The organism is Alphaproteobacteria bacterium, assembly GCA_039980135.1.
Classification (GTDB): Bacteria; Pseudomonadota; Alphaproteobacteria; order UBA6615; family UBA6615; genus UBA8079.
The window spans coordinates 113,564-132,027 of sequence record JBDXCV010000006.1; the positions used below are offsets into that span (position 1 = coordinate 113,564).

General features: G+C 64.9%; 15 protein-coding genes. 7 read left to right on the top strand and 8 right to left on the bottom strand.

Annotated elements, in window-relative coordinates:
* Positions 1-47: 47 nt before the first annotated feature.
* Together ABJ363_08765 and ABJ363_08770 are read right to left on the bottom strand one after the other, a co-directional pair.
* Complete coding sequence (locus ABJ363_08765) at positions 48-3,230, bottom strand: efflux RND transporter permease subunit (GenBank protein ID MEP4379076.1); 3,183 nt, start codon at positions 3,228-3,230, stop codon at positions 48-50.
* A gap of 5 nt (positions 3,231-3,235) precedes the next feature.
* The gene (locus ABJ363_08770) at positions 3,236-4,528 is read right to left on the bottom strand and encodes an efflux RND transporter periplasmic adaptor subunit (protein MEP4379077.1); all 1,293 of its coding nucleotides are present in this window, start codon (positions 4,526-4,528) and stop codon (positions 3,236-3,238) included.
* 281 nt (positions 4,529-4,809) lie between these two features.
* On the opposite strand from ABJ363_08770, the gene ABJ363_08775 reads away from it, so the two are divergent.
* The 5 genes from ABJ363_08775 to ABJ363_08795 all read left to right on the top strand — a co-directional run bounded on the left by ABJ363_08775 (position 4,810) and on the right by ABJ363_08795 (position 10,226).
* Positions 4,810-5,736, top strand: coding sequence for a histone deacetylase family protein (locus tag ABJ363_08775; GenBank protein MEP4379078.1), 927 nt, complete (start codon positions 4,810-4,812; stop codon positions 5,734-5,736).
* Positions 5,737-5,778: 42 nt separating this feature from the next.
* Positions 5,779-6,042, top strand: coding sequence for an exodeoxyribonuclease VII small subunit (locus tag ABJ363_08780; protein MEP4379079.1), 264 nt, complete (start codon positions 5,779-5,781; stop codon positions 6,040-6,042).
* Positions 6,043-6,044: 2 nt separating this feature from the next.
* Positions 6,045-6,947: a polyprenyl synthetase family protein gene (locus ABJ363_08785; GenBank protein ID MEP4379080.1), complete on the top strand. Its 903-nt coding sequence runs from the start codon at positions 6,045-6,047 to the stop codon at positions 6,945-6,947.
* Between the two features lie 31 nt (positions 6,948-6,978).
* Positions 6,979-8,901, top strand: a complete 1,923-nt coding sequence (dxs, locus tag ABJ363_08790) for a 1-deoxy-D-xylulose-5-phosphate synthase (GenBank protein MEP4379081.1) — start codon at positions 6,979-6,981, stop codon at positions 8,899-8,901.
* Between the two features lie 137 nt (positions 8,902-9,038).
* A complete protein-coding gene (locus tag ABJ363_08795) occupies positions 9,039-10,226 on the top strand; it encodes an acyl-CoA dehydrogenase family protein (protein ID MEP4379082.1) in 1,188 nt (395 codons plus the stop codon).
* Positions 10,227-10,527: 301 nt separating this feature from the next.
* On the opposite strand, the gene ABJ363_08800 is transcribed toward ABJ363_08795, so the two are convergent.
* The 3 genes from ABJ363_08800 to ABJ363_08810 are packed head-to-tail and all read right to left on the bottom strand — an operon-like array spanning position 10,528 to position 13,514.
* Positions 10,528-11,700 (bottom strand): alpha-hydroxy acid oxidase, encoded by a 1,173-nt coding sequence (locus ABJ363_08800; protein MEP4379083.1) that lies wholly within the window; start codon positions 11,698-11,700, stop codon positions 10,528-10,530.
* Positions 11,700-12,557, bottom strand: coding sequence for a mechanosensitive ion channel domain-containing protein (locus ABJ363_08805; protein ID MEP4379084.1), 858 nt, complete (start codon positions 12,555-12,557; stop codon positions 11,700-11,702). Before ABJ363_08805 ends, ABJ363_08800 begins: the two co-directional genes overlap by 1 nt.
* A 36-nt stretch (positions 12,558-12,593) precedes the next feature.
* Positions 12,594-13,514: an NAD(P)-dependent oxidoreductase gene (locus tag ABJ363_08810; GenBank protein ID MEP4379085.1), complete on the bottom strand. Its 921-nt coding sequence runs from the start codon at positions 13,512-13,514 to the stop codon at positions 12,594-12,596.
* Positions 13,515-13,725: 211 nt separating this feature from the next.
* On the opposite strand from ABJ363_08810, the gene ABJ363_08815 reads away from it, so the two are divergent.
* Complete coding sequence (locus ABJ363_08815) at positions 13,726-14,499, top strand: TlyA family RNA methyltransferase (protein MEP4379086.1); 774 nt, start codon at positions 13,726-13,728, stop codon at positions 14,497-14,499.
* A complete protein-coding gene (locus ABJ363_08820; GenBank protein MEP4379087.1) occupies positions 14,489-15,784 on the top strand; it encodes a class I SAM-dependent RNA methyltransferase in 1,296 nt (431 codons plus the stop codon). Before ABJ363_08815 ends, ABJ363_08820 begins: the two co-directional genes overlap by 11 nt.
* Before the next feature lie 116 nt (positions 15,785-15,900).
* Here ABJ363_08820 and ABJ363_08825 read toward each other — a convergent pair whose 3' ends face one another.
* The 3 genes from ABJ363_08825 to ABJ363_08835 all read right to left on the bottom strand — a co-directional run bounded on the left by ABJ363_08825 (position 15,901) and on the right by ABJ363_08835 (position 18,388).
* The gene (locus ABJ363_08825) at positions 15,901-16,857 is read right to left on the bottom strand and encodes a nickel/cobalt transporter (protein MEP4379088.1); all 957 of its coding nucleotides are present in this window, start codon (positions 16,855-16,857) and stop codon (positions 15,901-15,903) included.
* Positions 16,848-17,474: a DUF1007 family protein gene (locus tag ABJ363_08830; GenBank protein MEP4379089.1), complete on the bottom strand. Its 627-nt coding sequence runs from the start codon at positions 17,472-17,474 to the stop codon at positions 16,848-16,850. The genes ABJ363_08825 and ABJ363_08830 overlap by 10 nt, the downstream gene beginning before the upstream one ends.
* A gap of 287 nt (positions 17,475-17,761) precedes the next feature.
* On the bottom strand, positions 17,762-18,388 hold the full coding sequence (locus ABJ363_08835) for a peroxidase-related enzyme (protein MEP4379090.1): 627 nt from the start codon (positions 18,386-18,388) through the stop codon (positions 17,762-17,764).
* Positions 18,389-18,464: the final 76 nt, after the last annotated feature.

The window sequence follows — 18,464 nt, forward strand, 5'->3', positions numbered from 1 at the left end:
GCCGACGGTCAAAGGCGAGGTGCCGCGATGCCGGTGTGGTGACGGCGCTATTGCGCCGGCGTTGGGCTCGGATCTGTCTGGACGGCGCGATTTCGCTCGCGCCAGCCGACGGTGATCGACATCATCGGCGGCACGATCGCCAGGGTGAGCACTGCCGACAGCGACAATCCGCCGAGCACGACCGAACCCAGCCCGCGGTAAAGTTCGGACCCGGCGCCCGGGAACATTACCAGCGGCAACATCCCGAACACCGATGTGAGCGTGGACATGAAGATTGGCCGGACCCGGTTCTGGGTTGCCAGCATGATCGCGTCGTCGGCCTTCATGCCGTCTTCGCGAATGTGATAGAGGGTCTGATGGACCAGCAGAATCGCGTTGTTCACGACAATGCCCGTCAGGATGATGAATCCGAGCATCGTGAGCATGTCGAGGGGCTGATTGACCCAGATATTCAACAGCGCAAGGCCTGCAATTCCGCCAGCGGCGGCGACGGGAACCGTCAGCATGATGATCAACGGATAGACAAAGCTCTCGAACAGGACCGCCATGACCAGATAGACGATGATGATCGCCAGCGCCAGGTCGATGACCATCTCGTTCCACGTCTCAATAAGCTTGTCGGCCGTACCGGTCAGATGGAGGCTGACGCCGTCGGGCAGGCCAGCTTCCTCCATGGGTTCGATCACCTCGCTCTGGATCAGTTCCAGCGCCTCCTGCAACGGGGTCTGCGCATTCGGTGTCACCTGCAGGGTGACCGTACGGGCGCGGTCGGCGCGCCGGATTTCCGTCGGCCCGGAAGTGATACGGACATTCGCCAGGCCTTCGACGGGCACGATCCGACCGTCGTTGGTCACGACCGGCAGCGCGCCGATGCCCTGGGTCTGGCCGATCATGTCCCGCGGGCCGGTAAGGGTCAGGTCAATACGTTTGCCATCGACTGTAATCTCGGCCACCCGCACCCCGTCGTTGAACGCATCGACCGACTGGCCGAGCGACTGGGCCGACAGCCCGTTATCCGCGAGGCGGATGCGGTCCGGTTCAACGCGCACTTCGGGCGCCGACAGGGTCAGGCTGGGGATCGGACGGGTGCGATGCCCTTCGTTGAAGGGCAGGGTCTGGACCAGCCTGAAGAAGGTCTGTTGCGCGGTATCGTAAATCGTCTGGAGTTCGGCGCCGCGAATATCGACATCGATGGTCCGTCCGCTGCCCAGCGACCGGCCGAACAGGGATGGCTGGCGGGCGAATGCGCGGGTGCCGGGCTCATGGGAAGCGGCTTCTTCGAGCACCGGGCCCAGTTCGGCGGCCCGGTTCGGATCCACCGATGTACCCCCGATGAAGGCGCGGCCGGAGAAGGGCACGCGCATGAACCGGTCAAACTTCGGCGGTTGTCCCCGCTCGGACTCCGGACCCGTTTCGCTGGCCCAGAGATGGCGGGTGCGTTCGGCGATCCGTTCCGTTATCTCGTTCACGGTGCCGAGATTATATCCCGGCGGCACGTTGACGATGCCGAAGACGAAGTTGCGATTGCCGGTCGGCAGATAGTCGAGCTTGGGTGCGAATGTCAGGGTGAATGCGCCGGACGCCAGCGTGATCGCGCCGACCACCACCAGCGCGCGTAGTTTGGAACGCACGACCATCCTGGTGAAATCCTGCCAGAAGGTGACGAAGGCGCGGGCGAAGTCGTCGATCACGGGAATGCGGAAGACATCGCCGCCCTCCGCAGCGCTGTTGACGAGGAGCCGGTTGGCCAGCGCCGGGATAACCGTCACCGAGACCAGCAGCGACAGCAGGACCGACACGGAGATCGCAACCGCGATATCACGGAACAATTGCCCGGCCTCGAGCTCCATGATCAGGATGGGGATGAAGACCATCACGGTCGTCAGCGATGAGACGAGCACGGCGGGCCAGACCTGCGATGCGCCTTTCTGGGCGGCATCGGCGCGGGACAAGCCCTCCTGGCGCAGCCGGTAGATGTTTTCGAGCACGACGATGGCCGCATCGACGACCATGCCGACAGAGAATGCGATTCCGGCGAGGCTGATGACGTTGAGCGTTCTGCCGAGCGCGGCCATGGCGACGAAGGAGCCGACCACGGACACCGGTATCGCCAGCGATACAACGAGGGTGGGGCGCCAGGAACGCAGGAACAGCATCAGAACAAGGGCGGCGAGGATGCCGCCGATGACAATGTTCTGCTGGACCAGCGAAATCGCCGAATTCACGTAAAGGGTTTCGTCGAACACGTTTTCAAGCAGGAGGCCGACATCGGCCAGCGCACCGCTTGCGAGGTCGGCGGCCACCCTGTGGACCTCGTCCATTACGGTCAGGACATTCGCGCCCTGTTCGCGGGTCATGTTGAACGCCATCGCACGGTCGTCACGGCGATGGGGCAGGGCGCGGGCTTCCTTGTAGCCGAGTTCCACGTCGGCGATGTCGCGCACGGTGACGCGGCCGATTCGCCCGTTTCCGAGGTCTGCATCCGAGCGCAGCACGATGTCCAGCACCTGGTCGGTGTTGGTGAAATCGCCCTCGGTGCGCACGGTATAGCTGCGCTTGCCCTCGTCCACGTCGCCGCCGGAGATCGAGGCATTCTCGGCGCGCAGACGGTTCACCACGTCGCTGACGGTCAGGCGGAACTGGGCCAGCCGTTCAGGGTCGACGATGATCCGCATCTCGCGTTCGGTCTCGCCGAAGATATTGACCCCCGAAATGCCGGCGATCCGCTCGACCCGTTCCTGGACGACATCCTCGAGGAAGTCGCCATAGGTGATCATGTCGCGGTCGTTACCCGCCGCCCGGGTCAGCAGGAACCAGGCAATCGGATTGTCGTCGGTCCCCGACGTACGCAGGGTCGGTTCGTCGGCCTCGTCGGGATATCCCGTAACGCGATCGAGCCGGTTGGCGACCAGCAGCAGCGCCCGGTCCATATTCTGGCTCGGGCTGAATTCGAGCGTGATATCGGAACGGCCGGTGCGCGCCCGGCTCTCGATTTTCTGCACCCCCTCAATGCCCTTGAGGACTTCCTCCTGGCGGTTGATGATCTCGCGCTCGACCTCCAGGGGGGATGCGCCACCCCAGGATGTATCAACGATGATAACGGGTTGTCGGACATCCGGCGCGAGTTGGATGGGGATGCGCTGCAGCGCCACCCAGCCGAACATCAAGACCATGATGACGACCGCGATGACCGCGATCGGCCGGTGAATTGAAGCCGAAATCAGGTTCATTCGGTTCAGCCTCCGCTGGCGCCGTTGACGATGTTGAGCCGCTGACCCGGGCGCAGCCCTTCGTTGCCGCGGATCACGACCATGTCCCCGGGCTTCACGCCGCCGCGCACGACGAAACGATCCCCTGTCCCGTCGCCAACCGTGACCGGGGTCGGCTGCGCGGCGCCGTTCCGGACCACAAATACGGTCATGCTGCCGTTGCGCTCGATGATTGCGTCCTTGGAAACGGTGACCGCGTTGCGGGATTCGCCGACCGGGATCATGACCGTGACGCTCTGATTGTCGGCGAGCTGCTTGTCGATCTCGTTGAAACGCGGGGTGAACCGGACCGGCCGCGTCCGCGTGCGCGGATTTTCGTTCGGGACGATGGCGCGGACACTCGCGCGCAATGCGGCGCCGTCATCAAGGCGGACACCGACGCTCAGCCCCGGGGCGAGCGCGGCGAGACGGCCGGTCGGAACATCGGCCTCGATGTCGAGGTTCAGATCATTGATCAGGGTCACGACAGGATTGCCGACAGTCAGATAGGCCCCGACCTCCGTGTGGGTGGCGCTGACGACGCCCGGAAAGGGCGCGCGGATTTCGGCGTCCTCCAAATCGCGCTCGGCGCGCCTGAGCTGCGCTTCGGCCTGGACCAGCTGCGCACGCGTTTGCGCGACGTCGGCCGACTGCATCGCGACATTCTGTTCGGCGTCTTCGAAACGCGCCTGGGAAAAGGCGGCGGATTTGCGAATACCCTCGAGGCGCTTGAGTTCGTTCTGTTTGATGCCGAGGTCCGCGCGCGCGGCGGTCAGGCTGGCATTCTGTTGTGTGACGATGGCGGCATAGCGATCGCGTTCCAGGTCGAGGCGTTCGCGGTCGAGCACGGCGAGCGTGTCGCCTGTCTCCACACGGTCGCCGACGCGGACCCGCAATTCGTCCACCGCGCCGCCGATCCGGGCGGCGACGGGGCCGGCCTGACGGGCGACCAAACGGCCGACGACCGGTGTCGTCTGTCCGATCACTTCTTCGATGACGGCATCGACGACGACCGTCGCAGGAGGCGGACCGCCGCGCGCGGGACCGTTGCTGCCACCCTGGAAAAACGCACTGATCTCGGCGCCATCGAGGGTGCCGCTCTTGTCCTTGTCGATGCTGTCGAAATTGGCCTGCACGGGACCGCGCGCTTCCGATTTTTCGAGCACACCGTTGCTGTTTGCATCCAGCGCCTTGGCGCGATCGGATAGTTCGGTGGACTGGGCCAGTGCGGGCACCGCGAATGTCAGCAGGAACGCCATCGTCAGCGCAGCCCCGATCATCAGGTTTGGCCTGTTCGGGAGATAAAAACCGGGAGTTATGCGCATGTTAACCAACCATTTTTTCGTTTGTCCGCCATATGCGGACATGCGCGTCGCATCGACCTGGACGCGGGTGCGGACAACACGCCGAATTGATGCATCTGTCAATAAGGATCAGATGCCGGGATACCCTGTGATTCTCACAATTTCGGGACCCGGTCGGCGCGCCTCCAATGCAATTGCTGTGGTTGCCGCCGCGGGGCGCTAGAATGGCAAACCACGCATCAACCCGGAGTCGGCGTATGACGACCCGTTTCTATTTTCATCCGGTCTGCATCGAGCACGAGCCCGCACCGGGACACCCCGAATCGCCGGCGCGGTTGCGGACCATCGCCGATGTGCTGGACGCCCCGGCATTCGACGCGCTTGAGCGTCACACGCCGCCGGAAGCGACGCGCGAACATCTGAAACTGATGCACCCGGCCACCCATGTGGACCGGATATTCGGCCTCGTACCCGAAGAGGGCTATGCCCGTGTGGATGCCGACACGATCATGTCGCCGAAGTCCGGTGCGGCGGCCTTGCGCGCGACCGGCGCGCTGATCGATGCGGTCGATGCGGTGATGATGGGTGCGGCCGACAATGCCTTCTGTGCGATGCGCCCGCCGGGGCATCACGCCGAACCGAGGCAGGCCATGGGGTTCTGCCTGTTCAACAGCGTGGCGATCGGCGCCGAGCATGCGCGCAGGGCCCATGGGGCCGAGCGGGTCGCGGTGATGGATTTCGACGTTCATCATGGCAACGGCACCCAGGCGATGTTTTGGAACGAACCGGATTTGTTCTACGCCTCGACACATCAATGGCCGCTTTACCCGGGCACGGGTGACAAGACCGAGACCGGCGCCCACGGCAACATCGCCAACGCGCCGCTCTGGCCCGGCGCGGGCTCGGACGATTTTCGCACCGCGATGCGCGAGATCGTGCTGCCGGCCATGCGGAATTTCGGCCCCGACCTGATCCTGATCTCGGCCGGGTTCGACGCCCACCGCCGCGATCCGCTGGCGCAGCTGTCGCTCGAGACCGAGGATTTCGCGTGGGCGACCGATGAACTGCGTCGCCTGGCGGAAGCTGTGTGCGGTGGCCGGGTCGTGTCGACTCTCGAAGGGGGTTACGATTTGACGGCTCTGGGCGAATCCGCCGCCGCGCATGTGGGCGTCCTGATGGGCTGAACCGATTTGACGGCGCGCACCGCGGCCGGTAGAGGATTGAACATGGCAAAAGACGAAACGAAGGTCGAGATTCCGGCGAACATCGCGAAGATGTCCTTCGAGGATGCGCTGGCGCAACTCGAAGAGATCGTGCGCAATCTCGAAGGTGGCGACAGCGCGCTTGATGACGCGATTGCCGCCTATGAGCGTGGTGCGGCGCTGAAGCGGCACTGCGAATCGAAACTCCGACAGGCGCAGGCGCGCGTCGAGAAGATATCGCTCGGTGCCGACGGCACGCCGGATACCGAACCGGTCGCCTCGGATTGACCGTGTCCAGCAGCTACGCCGACGCGCTGGCGGCCGTCGCGGCGGATGTCGATACGACGATAGCCGCGCTCCTCGATCGCCCCTCGAGCCAGGTCGACGAGGTCGCGAATCTATGGCGTGCGATGCGCTATGCATCGCTGGCGGGCGGCAAGCGCCTGCGCCCCTTCCTGGTGGTTTCTGCGGCGGAGATCTGCGGCGGTGATCGGCACGTGGCGCTGCGCGTGGCCGCGGCGGTCGAGATGATGCACACCTACTCGCTGGTCCATGACGATCTGCCGGCGATGGATGACGACGATCTGCGCCGTGGCCAGCCGACCCTGCACAAGAAATTCGACGAGGCGACCGCGATCCTCGCCGGCGACGCGCTGCTGACGCTCGCATTCGAGGTTCTGGCCGACCCCCGGACCCACGCCGATCCGGGAATCCGCGCCGAACTGGTGCTCGGCCTGGCCCGGGCCGGTGGACCGGATGGCATGGCCGGCGGCCAAATGCTCGACCTCCAGGCGGAACGTCAGCCGATCGATGATGACGACGAGATCATGAGGCTCGAAGCGATGAAGACCGGCGCGTTGTTCGCCTGGTCGTGCGAGGCGGGCGCGGTGTCGGCCGGGGCGGACGGCGCCGCGCGGCAACAGTTGCGGGATTTCGGGGCCGACTTCGGCCTCGCCTTTCAGATCACCGACGATATTCTCGACGAGATCGGCGATGCCGCCGAGGTTGGAAAGGCGGTCGGCAAGGACACGGCACGCGGCAAGGCGACCTTCGTCTCTCGCCACGGCCTGGACGGCGCGCGCGAGATCGCGGAACGATATGTCCGCAAGGCGGTCGGGAACCTTGATTTCTTTGGGGAAAAGGCAGATTTATTGCGGGCTGCTGCCGAACGCTTGATCGATCGGCGCGTATGATTGTATTCAGGGCCACGATTGGACCCGTTTTTTGAGCGATAACAGCACAACCCCGCTTCTCGATACCGTCCGGATTCCGGCGGATATGGCGGATTTTACGCCCGAGCAGCTCAAGCAGCTTGCCGATGAGCTCCGTCAGGAGACGATCGATGCGGTCTCGATCACCGGTGGACACCTGGGAGCCGGGCTTGGCGTCGTCGAGCTGACGGTGGCGCTCCACCATGTCTTCGAGGCACCCCGCGATCGGCTGATCTGGGATGTCAGCCATCAATGCTATCCCCACAAGATACTGACCGGCCGACGCGACCGCATCCGCACCCTGCGCCAGGGCGGTGGTCTGTCCGGTTTCACCCGCCGCGTCGAAAGCGAATACGACCCCTTCGGCGCCGCGCACAGCTCCACCTCGATTTCCGCCGGGCTGGGCATGGCCGTGGCGCGGGACCTTGCCGGGGACGACAACAATGTTGTCGCGGTCATCGGCGATGGCTCGATGAGCGCCGGCATGGCCTATGAGGCCATGAACAATGCGGGTTCGATGGATTCGCGCCTCGTCGTCGTGCTGAACGACAACGACATGTCGATCGCGCCGGCGGTCGGTGCCATGAGCGCCTATCTGTCCCGCCTGATTTCGTCCAAGAGTTACAGGTCGTTGCGCCGGGTCGCCAAGGACATGGCCCACCGGTTCCCGAAGAGCTTCGAGGAAGCCGCACGCCGGGCCGAGGAGTATGCCCGCGGGTTTGTGACCGGCGGGACCCTGTTCGAGGAGATGGGCTTCTACTATATCGGCCCGATCGACGGCCATAACATCGACCATCTGCTGCCGGTGCTGAAGAATGTGCGCGACAGCAAGCAGGACGCGCCGGTTCTGGTCCATGTCGTGACCCAGAAGGGCCGGGGCTTCGAATCCGACAAGGGCGGTGACGAGAAGTATCACGCCGTGTCGAAGTTCGACGTTGTCACGGGCGCCCAGGTTAAGGCGACGTCGAACGCACCGAGCTATACCAAGGTCTTTGCCGAGAGCCTGGTCAGGGAAGCCGAGGACGACGACAAGATCGTCGCCGTGACCGCGGCGATGCCGTCGGGCACCGGACTGGATATCTTCGGCAGCGCCTTTCCCGAACGCTGCTTCGATGTGGGCATCGCCGAGCAGCATGGCGTGACGTTCGCAGGCGGCCTCGCGACCGAGGGCTTCAAGCCCTTCGTGGCGATCTACTCCACCTTCCTGCAGCGCGGCTATGACCAGGTGGTCCACGACGTCGCGATTCAGCAACTGCCCGTGCGGTTCGCGATCGACCGCGCCGGTCTTGTCGGCGCTGACGGCGCCACCCACCACGGATCCTTCGATGTGGCCTATCTCGGTTGTCTGCCGGGCTTCGTGCTGATGGCGGCGGCCGACGAGGCTGAACTGGTCAATATGGTGGCGACCGCCGCGGTGATCGATGATCGCCCGTCGGCGTTCCGCTATCCGCGCGGCGAGGGTGTTGGCGTGGAGATGCCCGCGCGCGGCAAGCCGTTGGAGATCGGCAAGGGACGGGTCCTGCGCGAGGGCACGGGTGTGGCGTTGCTGTCCTATGGCGGGCGATTGCAGGAATGCCTGCGCGCCGCCGAAGACCTGGCCACCCACGGGCTGAGCGCGACCGTCGCCGATGCGCGGTTCGCCAAGCCGCTGGATACGGATCTTCTGCACCGGCTCGCGCGCGAGCATGAGGTGCTGGTCACGGTGGAAGAGGGGGCAATCGGCGGGTTCGCGACCCAGGTGATGACCGACCTGGCCAATTCGGGACTGCTCGATGGCGGCCTCAAGTTCCGACCCATGACTCTGCCGGACATCTTCATCGACCATGAAAAGCCCGAAGTTCAGTACGAACAGGCGGGTCTCACGGCGTCGGGTATTGTCGCCAGGGTCCTGTGCGCGCTGGGCCGCGAGGAAGAGGCGACGGGCGTCCGCGCCTAGACGTTGCCGCGCCGACCTTCGCGGGCCCACCATCTCGCCGCCGCCCACTGGACCTCAGTGCGGCGCGTCGGTATCAATTCCGCAAACACCAATTCGAACGCGCCCCCTGCTGCGGCGTGCCTGCCCGGGAGAGCAACATGAGTGGACCCTTCGTTATCGATGAAATGCAGGAAGCGATCCTGGATTCGGTCCGGCGCTTCGTCACCGACGAAATCCTGCCCGTCGCGGCCGATCTCGACGCCAACGCCGATCCGGAGGAGAGCTTCTCCTGGGATATCATCGAGAAATCGGATGAGGCCGGCATCCGCACCATGACCCTGCCCGAGGAATGGGGCGGGATCGGTGCCGACTACCTCACCACCGGGATGGTCGTCGAGGAGCTTGCCAAGGGCGATATCGGTATCTCCGTCGTCATGGCGCAGACTCTGAAGATCGCGCAGATCATGATGGAAGCGCTGTCGAAAGATCAGCAGGAGCGCTTCATTCCGCGCTTCCGCGACGATCCGCGCGGGCTGCTCGCGATCGGCATTACCGAGCCGGAGAACGGTTCCAACTATTTCATCCATGGCGACTGGGCGTTCAACACCCGCGCCGAGAAGGTCGATGGTGGCTGGAAGATCAACGGCATGAAGCATTTCGTGTCGAACTCGAACCGGGCCAACGTCTTCCTGCTGTTTGTGCAGACCGAGAAGGGCAAGGACCTGTTCAGCGGCAGCACCTGCTTCATCCTGTCGAACGAGACGCCGGGCTTCTCCCTCGGTCAGGTCCACAACAAGATGGGTGAGCGCCTCGCGAACAATGCCGAGATGATCTTCCAGGATTGCTTCGTGCCGGACGCCGACGTGGTCGGCGAGGTCGGCAACGGCTTCCAGATTCTGGCCGATTTCTTCCCGGCCAGTAACGCCTATGCCGGGGCCTCGGTTCTGGGCAACGCTGTCGCGACTTACGAGATGACGCTGGAATGGGCGAAGAACCGCATCCAGGGCGGCAAGCCGCTGATCGAGCATGACGGCATCCGTGTCCAGCTCGCCGAGATGCACATGATGCTCGATATCGCGCGCACGTATATTCGCAAGGCCACCTGGGCGGCGGACAACCGGGACACCGTGCCGTGGGACCCGGCGCTCGGCGCCCTGCCGAAGATCTATGCCTCCCAGATCGGGTGGCAGATTGCGACCTGGGCCATGGAGATCCACGGCGGCAGCGGTTTCATGAAGGAGATCGGTCTGGAGAAACGCGTGCGTGACGCGGCGGCGTTCCTGCATTCGGACGGCGTCAACCGGACACTGTTCCTCAAGGCGGCAGACTACCTCTACAAGGGCTAGCCCGGTCCTATTTGTCGGCTGACCTGCCCTTGCGGCGGCTGGCGGCCAGCACCGGGATCGCCGTCCCGATGACGATGGCCGCAGTTGCGGCGATGGCGAGCGACAGGACCGCGGGCATTGCGTGATTCCGAAAATGCGTGTTGTTGTCTGAGCGCGATAATACCGCTTTCGTTCGGATTCCCGGGACGGTCATTGACGAAATAATGGGCAATTTCGGACTGCGAACTTTCGCCGCCGGGGTGCAATCCGGCAGGCGTCGCGCGCAAGCTTTCAGAGTGGCAATGCCCGGTCTGTGAACTGCCTAGAGCGGCAACTCATGGGCCATGACGACATGATCGCGGGTCATGTCCTTGAGGTCCGAAAGGCCCATGACACCCATGGTGCGGCGCATTTCGGTGTGGAGAATCTCCAGCGCCCGGCACGCGCCGGCCTCGCCCGCCGCCGCGACTCCGTAGAGTGTGGCCCGACCGACGATCACGGCGTCGGCGCCGAGCGCCAGTCCCTTGAGGATATCCGAGCCGCGCCGGAAACCGGAATCGACGATCACGGTCATCCGGTCGCCCACTTCGCGCACGACCGACGGCAACACGTCGATCGGGGCCAGTGCGGTGTCCGAGGCGATCCCGCCATGGTTGGAGATGATCACCCCGTCCACGCCATGTTCCGCGCATTTCACCGCGTCATCGGCGTGAAGGATGCCCTTCACGATCAGGGTGCGGGGCCACATGTCCCTGATTCGCTTCAGGAACTCCCAGTCGAGCGTGTCGTTCTTGAACAGGAAGTCGCGCACCCCGGTGGGCGACAGGCCTTCGGGCATATCGATGTTGCGGTAGCGGGGCAGATGGCCCTCGGCCATAAGGTATCGCCCCATGGTGCCGAACAGCCAGCGCGGATGGGTGGCCAGGTCGTAGATCGTCCGCGGTGTCGGGCGCACGGGGATGGTGGTGCCGTTGCGGATGTCGAACTCGCGATTGTAGGGGATCGTGGAATCGACCGTCAGCACGAGCGTCTCGAATCCGGCCGCCTCGACCCGCGGCACGACCCTGAGCGAGGCCTCCATGTCACGCCAGACATACAGGTGGTACCACTGGCGCCCGCCGCCCCGCTCCATGATCTGCTCGAGCGGCGTGTTGGCGGTGCTGGCCAGGGTGAACGGGATACCGGCCTTCGCGGCGGCCTTCGCCAGGTCGGTCTCGGCCCGGAACCAGAGGAACCCGGCCGGGCCGGTCGGGCCGATCACCACGGGCATGTCCACGGGCTTCCCGAATAGTGTCGAACGGGTGTGCCGTTCCGATGTGTCGTTCAGCACGCGCGAACGCAGCTTGATCCGTTCCAGTGCGGCGCGGTTGTTGCGCAGGGCCACATCGTCCTCCGAGCCGCGGTCGATATAGTCGAACAACCCCTTGGTCAGGCGGCGTTTCGCCATCAGGCGGAGGTCTTCGATGTTCAGGGCTTTACGCGATAGATTGGTCATCATTTCCTCAAAAACTTGCGGCGTGTGCGCCGGCGTTGGCGCGGCGCGTAGGTTTCGACCTCGTAATTGACCGTCACCATCCAGTCCGCATAGTCCGGGTCGAGCTGCCGGATTGCCTGGATCATGCCCTGGCGGAACGCACCCTCGATGGGCGCGCCGCGGCCCGGCCAGATGCGGAACTTGATCCGCAGATAGCTGTTGCCCGCCGCGTTGGTGTGCGGACCGGTGATCTCGGCGGGCGCGCGCAGGATGCCGGGGAACTGCTCGACGGCGGCGTCGGTCATGCGCCGGGTGGTGTCTTCTGCTTTCTCGGCTGCCTCATCCGGCAGCACCACATCGACCAGGCAGCGCACATAACCGCGCGGATAGGCGATGACGTTGGTGATCGACCGGTTGGGCACGAACACCTCCGCGCCCATCGGGTTGCGCAAAACGGTGAAGCGCATGCCGAACTTCTCGACCACGCCCACCTGGCCGCTGATCTCGACCACGTCGCCGATATCGAACAGGTCGGTGAACACCACCGTCATGCCGCTGACCACGTCCTGCACCAGGCCCTGGGAGCCGAACGCGACGGCCAGTCCGATGATCGAGGCGCTGGCGAAATAGGTCTTGAGGGACACGCCGAGCTCCGACAGGGCGAAGCCGCCGGCACCGAAATACAAAGCGAAGATCAGCACGCTGGTGACCAGGCTGATGATCGTGCGGGACTTGGAGATATGCGCGGCGACCGCGCTGGTCATGGCGCGGGTGGCCGACAGGCGGATCAGATACACCAGCAGATGCGCGCCGAGCGCGACGGCGCCGACAAGCGCCACGCGCTGCCAGTTCGCGAGATCAGCGAGGAAGGCGGTCATGGGGTGGGCGAGGGGTGGTGCAAAGCATTGTTGCGTCTATTTTCCGAACGGCACGTCGTCGATCCCTTCGCGTTCCTCGAGGCCGGCCATGCCGCGCAGGATCTCGAAGAAGGCGACCGTGTCCTTCTGGCTGTAACCCTTTTCCAGCGCGGCCTGCATGATCTGCGCATATTGCTGGATCACCATCGCCGGCGCGCCGAGCTGCTGGCCCATTTCCATCATCAGGCGCGCGTCCTTGAGGCTGATCGCCACCTTGCCCTGTTGGGAATAGTCGGCGTCGATCATCTTCGGGCCCTTGTCGACCATCGTCTTGGAACTGCACGCCCCGTCCTGCAACACGGCGAGCAGATTGTCGGAATCCAGCCCGGCCTTCTGGCCCATCACCAGCCCCTCGGCGAAGACGAACCGGTTGCCGGCGAGAATCATGTTGATGATCAGCTTGGTGCGCGCGCCCGAGCCCGAAGGGCCCATGTAATAGGCGGCGCGCGAGAAGCCCGCGAAGGCTTCGCGACAGGCCTCGAAATCGGCCTCCTCGCCGCCGACGATGACCACCAGGTCGCCCGCCTGGGCCATGGTCGAGGTGCCCGAGACGGTGCTGTCGAGATAACGGATGCCCCGTTCTTTGAGTTCCGCGGCGGTGCGCTCCGTATCGACGGGCCGCGCGGTGGTCGTGTCCATGATGATCAGGTCGTCGGACGCGGCCCCGGCGATGCCGTTGCCGTCTTCGAAGATCACCGTCCGGGCGACGTCGCTGGTCGGGACGGAGATGATCAGCCGGTCGACGTCCTTCGCCGCGGCAGCGGGGGTATCGACGGGGTGGCCGCCGGCTGCGGCCAGCTGGTCCATCCGCGCGGGGTCCGGGTCGAAGCCCTGCACGATGTACTGATGCTCATGCAGATGCTTGATGAAGGCTTGGCCCATCAGGCCCATGCCCACCAGTCCGATACGTCGCGTCATGTGAATTTTCCCCGTGTGCGAATGATCTTGTTGTTGGCAGTGATCTTACGGCCTTGGACATGCGGCGTCACGCAGGGCCTCTCCTTCGCGACGCCCGCTGCGCGGGCTCCTCAGGATGCGGCCTCTTACCATCCTCGTCCTGAGGAGCCGCCGACTGGCGGCGTCTCGAAGGACGATGGGCGCACACTACCATTCGTGCTAATCCCCACTCGTGGCACAGCACTCCAAATCACCGCAGAAGAGACCGTCCAGGACCCGCGCCGACGCGGCGCTGGTGGACCGCGGCCTCGTGGAGACGCGCACCCGCGCCCAGGCGCTGATCCTGGCGGGGAAAATCTTCTCCGGCGAACGCCGGGTCGAGAAGGCGGGGGAGAATATCGCCGACGACGCGCCGCTGGAGCTGCGCGGGCAGGACCACCCGTGGGTCAGCCGGGGCGGGCTGAAGCTCGACCATGCGCTGGACGAGCTGGGTATCGACATGACCGGCGCCGTGGCGATCGATGTAGGGGCGTCCACGGGCGGTTTCACGGACGTGCTGCTGTCGCGCGGTGCTGCGCGAGTCTATGCCGTCGATGTGGGGCATGGGCAGTTCGCCTGGAAGCTGCGCAACGAAGGGCGGGTGGTGGTGTTGGAGAAAACCAACGCCCGGCACCTGACCGCAGAGCACATCCCCGAACCGGTGGATGCGATCGTCTGCGATGCGAGTTTCATCGGGCTCGAGGTCGTGTTGCCCGCATCCATGGCGCTGGCCGCGCCGGGCGCGCGGCTGGTGGCGCTGATCAAGCCCCAGTTTGAGGTCGGCAAGGCCGATGTCGGCAAGAAGGGCGTGGTGCGCGACCCGGCCCTGCATGACGCGGTCTGCGCGCGCATCCGGGGCTGGATCGACGGGCTGCCCGGCTGGCAAGTGATCGGCCTGGAGGAGAGCCCGATCACGGGTCCCGAGGGCAACAAGGAATTTCTGATCGGGGCTGTTTATGGCGGATGAAGTGACGGTCGAGGTCGAGACGCTCGGCCCGCGCGGCGACGGGATCGCGAAAAACCCGGGGGGCGGCGCGCGGGGGCGGCTCTATATCGCCGGCGCGCTGCCGGACGAGCGGGTGCGGGTGCGCCCGGGCAACAAGCGCGGCGACGGGCTCGAGGCGAAACTGCTGGAGATCATCACGCCGTCAGACGACCGGGCCGCACCGCCTTGCCGGCATTTCGCGACCTGTGGCGGTTGCAGTGTCCAGCATCTGGGGGTGGACGCCTACCGTGCCTGGAAGCGCGAGCTGGTGGTCGCCGCGATCGAACGCCTGGGGTTCGACCGGGAAATCGTCGCGCCGTTGGTTGCGACGGAAAGCAACGGCCGCCGGCGCGCGACCTTCGCCGCATTCCGGCCGCGCGCGAAGGATTCCAAGACCTTCTTCGGGTTTCACACCCGAGCGAGCCGCCATGTGGTCGAGCTGGAGGAATGCCTGATCCTGCATCCCGAACTGATGGCGCTGGTGCCGAAGCTGCGCCAGGTGCTGGCCGACATCGTGCCGCCGGGCGCGCGCTGGGATGTCTCGGTGACCCGTGCCGACAACGGCTTCGACGTTCTGATCGTCGCCGCCCATGAGCCGGGGCCGGATGCGAGCATGGCGCTGGCCATGTTTGCCGATGCCGAGGGGCTCGCGCGGATCGCCTGGCAGCTGGAAGGACGCAGCCGGGATGAAATCGAGCCGGTGGCGTTGCACCGGATGCCGGTACTCGAACTCTCGGGCGTGCCTGTGGAGATTCCGCCGGGGGTGTTCCTGCAGGCGAGTGCAGAGGCCGAAGGGATACTCGCAGGACTTGTCGTTGAAGCCAGCCAGGGTTTACGCGTGGCCGATCTCTATTGCGGGGTCGGTACGTTTGCGTTGCCTCTGGCCGCCGCCGGCGCGTCGGTCATGGCCGTGGATGGCGATGATGCCGCGATAGCGGCGCTGGCCCATGCGGCCGGGACCGCCGGCTTCGGCGGTCAGGTGATGGCCGAGGCGCGAGACCTGGTGCGCCGTCCCATGGCAGCAGAGGAATTCAGGCGGATCGAGACGATTGTCTTCGACCCGCCGCGCGCCGGGGCCGCGGCCCAGGCCGCGGAGATTGCGCAGACAGATGCGACGCGGGTCGTCGCCGTGTCCTGCAATCCGACGACGTTTGCCCGTGATGCGCGCGCGCTGGTGGGGGGTGGTTACACGCTGGAGCGGATCACGCCCGTCGATCAGTTCGTCTGGACCGGGCATGTTGAGCTGGTGGCGGTGTTTTCGAAGTAGTTTTCACCTCGGTTGTCGTTCCCACGACGGCCGGAACCCATAACCGCAGGCGTTCAACCGGCAATGCATTGATGTTTATGGATGCCCGCCTGCGCGGGCATGACGAGTTTGTGCGGCTAGAGGAGCGGGTGGTTTGCGATTGTCACCGCGCCTTGCAGCAGCGATACGCCCAGCGCGATGATCAGGACCCCGCCACAAAACGCGATGCCATCGAGCATCACCGGCAATTTTCCCGAGCTCTGGGGCCAGCGGTCGGCGGCGCGCAGCGTTGCCTGGCGGGCATAGACCGAGGCCAGCGCGATGGCGGACACCGTCAGCGCCGTCCCGGCCGACATAGCAAAGACGGCAGCCCAGGCCGTGAACCGCAGGCCCAGCACATTCGCCAGGATCAGTACCAGGATGGCGCCGGTACACGGCCGCAGCCCGATCGAGAAAATGATCGCGGCCAGCGCGCCCAATGATCCCTTGTCGGCCACATGGGCGGCGTCGGGCGCGTGGACATGCCCGCAGGTGCCACAGGCATCGACCGCATGGGGGTCGCGGGCACGGCGGACCAGCCGGCGCGCCGTGACACCCGCGAGAATCAGACCGAGCACGGCGACCAGGGCGTAGCTGGTCATCTCGAGCTTGTTTGCGATTCCGGTTGCTTCGCGCAGGCTGGCGCCGATGACCGCCAGCACGACTTCGATGATAACGATGGCGGTCACGCCCTGCATCATGGCGGCCACAATCGAGAGCATGAGAGACCGCCGCACGGCGCCCTCATTGGTCAGAAGATAGGTCGAGATCACGAGCTTGCCGTGACCCGGTCCGGCGGCATGCAGGGTCCCGTAGGCGAAGCTCAAACCAATCAGTGTCCAGGCCGCCCCCGCGCCATTTTCGGCAACAAGGCGGGTCGCATCGGCAAGACCGCTTTGCAATTCTCGTTGCATCGCCTGGATATCGGACAGGACCAAAAGCCAGGTGTCATTGAACAGGAAGATCGCGACCAGCCAGAGTGCCACGATGCCGACGGCCAGCAGGAGCGGGATTGCGAACCCCCGCAGCGCGCTGCGGTCGGCCCCTAGTTGCATGCGATGCGCACGCGTTGGGCGAACATCTCGCCGAGCGTGTCGGGGCCGGTCGCGGCGGCGTCCAGCGACTGGGCGAGTGTGATCGTCTCCGACGTCGGATTGGCTTCCTCGAGTTGCGCCTCGCAACCGGGTGTCGCGACGGCATCGAGATTGGCCTTCCGGGGGTCTGCGTAGGCGATCTCGATATAGAAAGTTGGGTCGTAGACGGCATAGGAAAGGACGTCGACCCGCGGATCGACGGGTTCTTCAAACGTGACGACGAAGCGCATCCAGAGCTTGCCCTCCAGCAGCCCGGCATCGAAGGTTTCGACCGGACCGAGCGTTACCTTGGCGCCGCCGGCCCGGATGTCCGTGAAGAAATCGTGGGGACGCAGATTCTCGAGGTTTTCCGCGACCATCCGGAGGAAACTCTCCTGATCGACCCCGTCTTCGGTCATTTTATCCTCGATCGCGAACACCGTGTAGAACGGGTCGAAGATCCAGGCGACCTCCAATCCGGCGACGTTACCGTTGGCGTCGATCACCGGCTTCGTCTCGAGATCGATCCAGACATGGGGGTGCGCACCGGCGTGTCCGCCGGCCAGAAAGAGTCCGGCCACAAGCGCGAGAACGCCCATGTATCTCGATCGTCTTCGCACCCGTTATCTCCTGCAGGGGCTTCGGCACGCACATTCTACATGGGGGCTCCGCGGCGCCGGAACAACTTCGTGCGATTGTCGCCGCGTGCTTCGAGACGCGTTCCTGCGGAACGCTCCTCAGCATGAGGGTTTTTGAGAATCATACTCACCCTGAGGAGTCCGCGCAGAGGGCGTCTCGAAGGGGTCAGGCGGGCCTGCGCTTGTCGATATCTGTTGCTGCCGTCCGGGCGGATTTGTGACCCGCCCGTGGTGCATCGTTACGCCGCCTACTTGTCGTGGAGGCCCGGGTCGGGCAGGCGGTTCATACCGAAATATTCCTCGTTCGGCAGCATCCCCAGCCCGTGCGTCATGCGGTTGGTGTAGTTGAAATAGGCCGTCGTGTCGGTCACCTCGAAGATTTCCTTGGGTCCCAGCCCGACATCGGTCAATTTCTGGCGGTCCGCATCGCCCAGCTCGGCCGGGTTCGAGGTCAGCTTGAAGGCATAGTCGAGGATCGCGCGCTGGCGCTCGGTCAGGTTTGCCTCGCGGTAATTGATCATCAGGATATCGCCGAGCACCGGATCATCGGCCAGTTCGCGCACCGCCTGGCTGTGGGAGGTGATGCAGTAGACACAGTGATTGTGGGAGGACACGACGACGGCGATCATCTCGCGCTCAAGACGGGTCAGCAGAGCGTCCTCGCCCAGCATCAGCTCGTTGTACTTGCCGATGAAGGTCCGGAGTTTCTCGGGGCGCAGCGAGAAGGCGCGGATCACGTTGGGGACGAGCCCGAGCTTCTCCTGGCAGATGCGCATGTATTTCTGCAGATCCTCCGGCAGGCCGTCGGGATCGGGGATCGGCAGCTTCGAGACATGCTGCAGCTGATCGGGGGTTTCGCGCTTCTTCTTGGCCATGGGGCTCTCCGGGGGGATCGATCGGGTTGGCCCAATTATAGGGTGCCGGTTGCGGGCAACCAATGGCGTCCTACGC

Excerpts from the sequence above, each read along its gene's own strand:
- ABJ363_08765 (MEP4379076.1), bottom strand. The coding sequence starts at position 3,230 with ATGAACCTGATTTCGGCTTCAATTCACCGGCCGATCGCGGTCATCGCG.
- ABJ363_08770 (MEP4379077.1), bottom strand. The coding sequence starts at position 4,528 with ATGATCGGGGCTGCGCTGACGATGGCGTTCCTGCTGACATTCGCGGTG.
- ABJ363_08775 (MEP4379078.1), top strand. The coding sequence starts at position 4,810 with ATGACGACCCGTTTCTATTTTCATCCGGTCTGCATCGAGCACGAGCCC.
- ABJ363_08780 (MEP4379079.1), top strand. The coding sequence starts at position 5,779 with ATGGCAAAAGACGAAACGAAGGTCGAGATTCCGGCGAACATCGCGAAG.
- ABJ363_08795 (MEP4379082.1), top strand. The coding sequence starts at position 9,039 with ATGAGTGGACCCTTCGTTATCGATGAAATGCAGGAAGCGATCCTGGAT.
- ABJ363_08800 (MEP4379083.1), bottom strand. The coding sequence starts at position 11,700 with ATGACCAATCTATCGCGTAAAGCCCTGAACATCGAAGACCTCCGCCTG.
- ABJ363_08805 (MEP4379084.1), bottom strand. The coding sequence starts at position 12,557 with ATGACCGCCTTCCTCGCTGATCTCGCGAACTGGCAGCGCGTGGCGCTT.
- ABJ363_08810 (MEP4379085.1), bottom strand. The coding sequence starts at position 13,514 with ATGACGCGACGTATCGGACTGGTGGGCATGGGCCTGATGGGCCAAGCC.
- ABJ363_08820 (MEP4379087.1), top strand. The coding sequence starts at position 14,489 with ATGGCGGATGAAGTGACGGTCGAGGTCGAGACGCTCGGCCCGCGCGGC.
- ABJ363_08825 (MEP4379088.1), bottom strand. The coding sequence starts at position 16,857 with ATGCAACTAGGGGCCGACCGCAGCGCGCTGCGGGGGTTCGCAATCCCG.
- ABJ363_08830 (MEP4379089.1), bottom strand. The coding sequence starts at position 17,474 with ATGGGCGTTCTCGCGCTTGTGGCCGGACTCTTTCTGGCCGGCGGACAC.
- ABJ363_08835 (MEP4379090.1), bottom strand. The coding sequence starts at position 18,388 with ATGGCCAAGAAGAAGCGCGAAACCCCCGATCAGCTGCAGCATGTCTCG.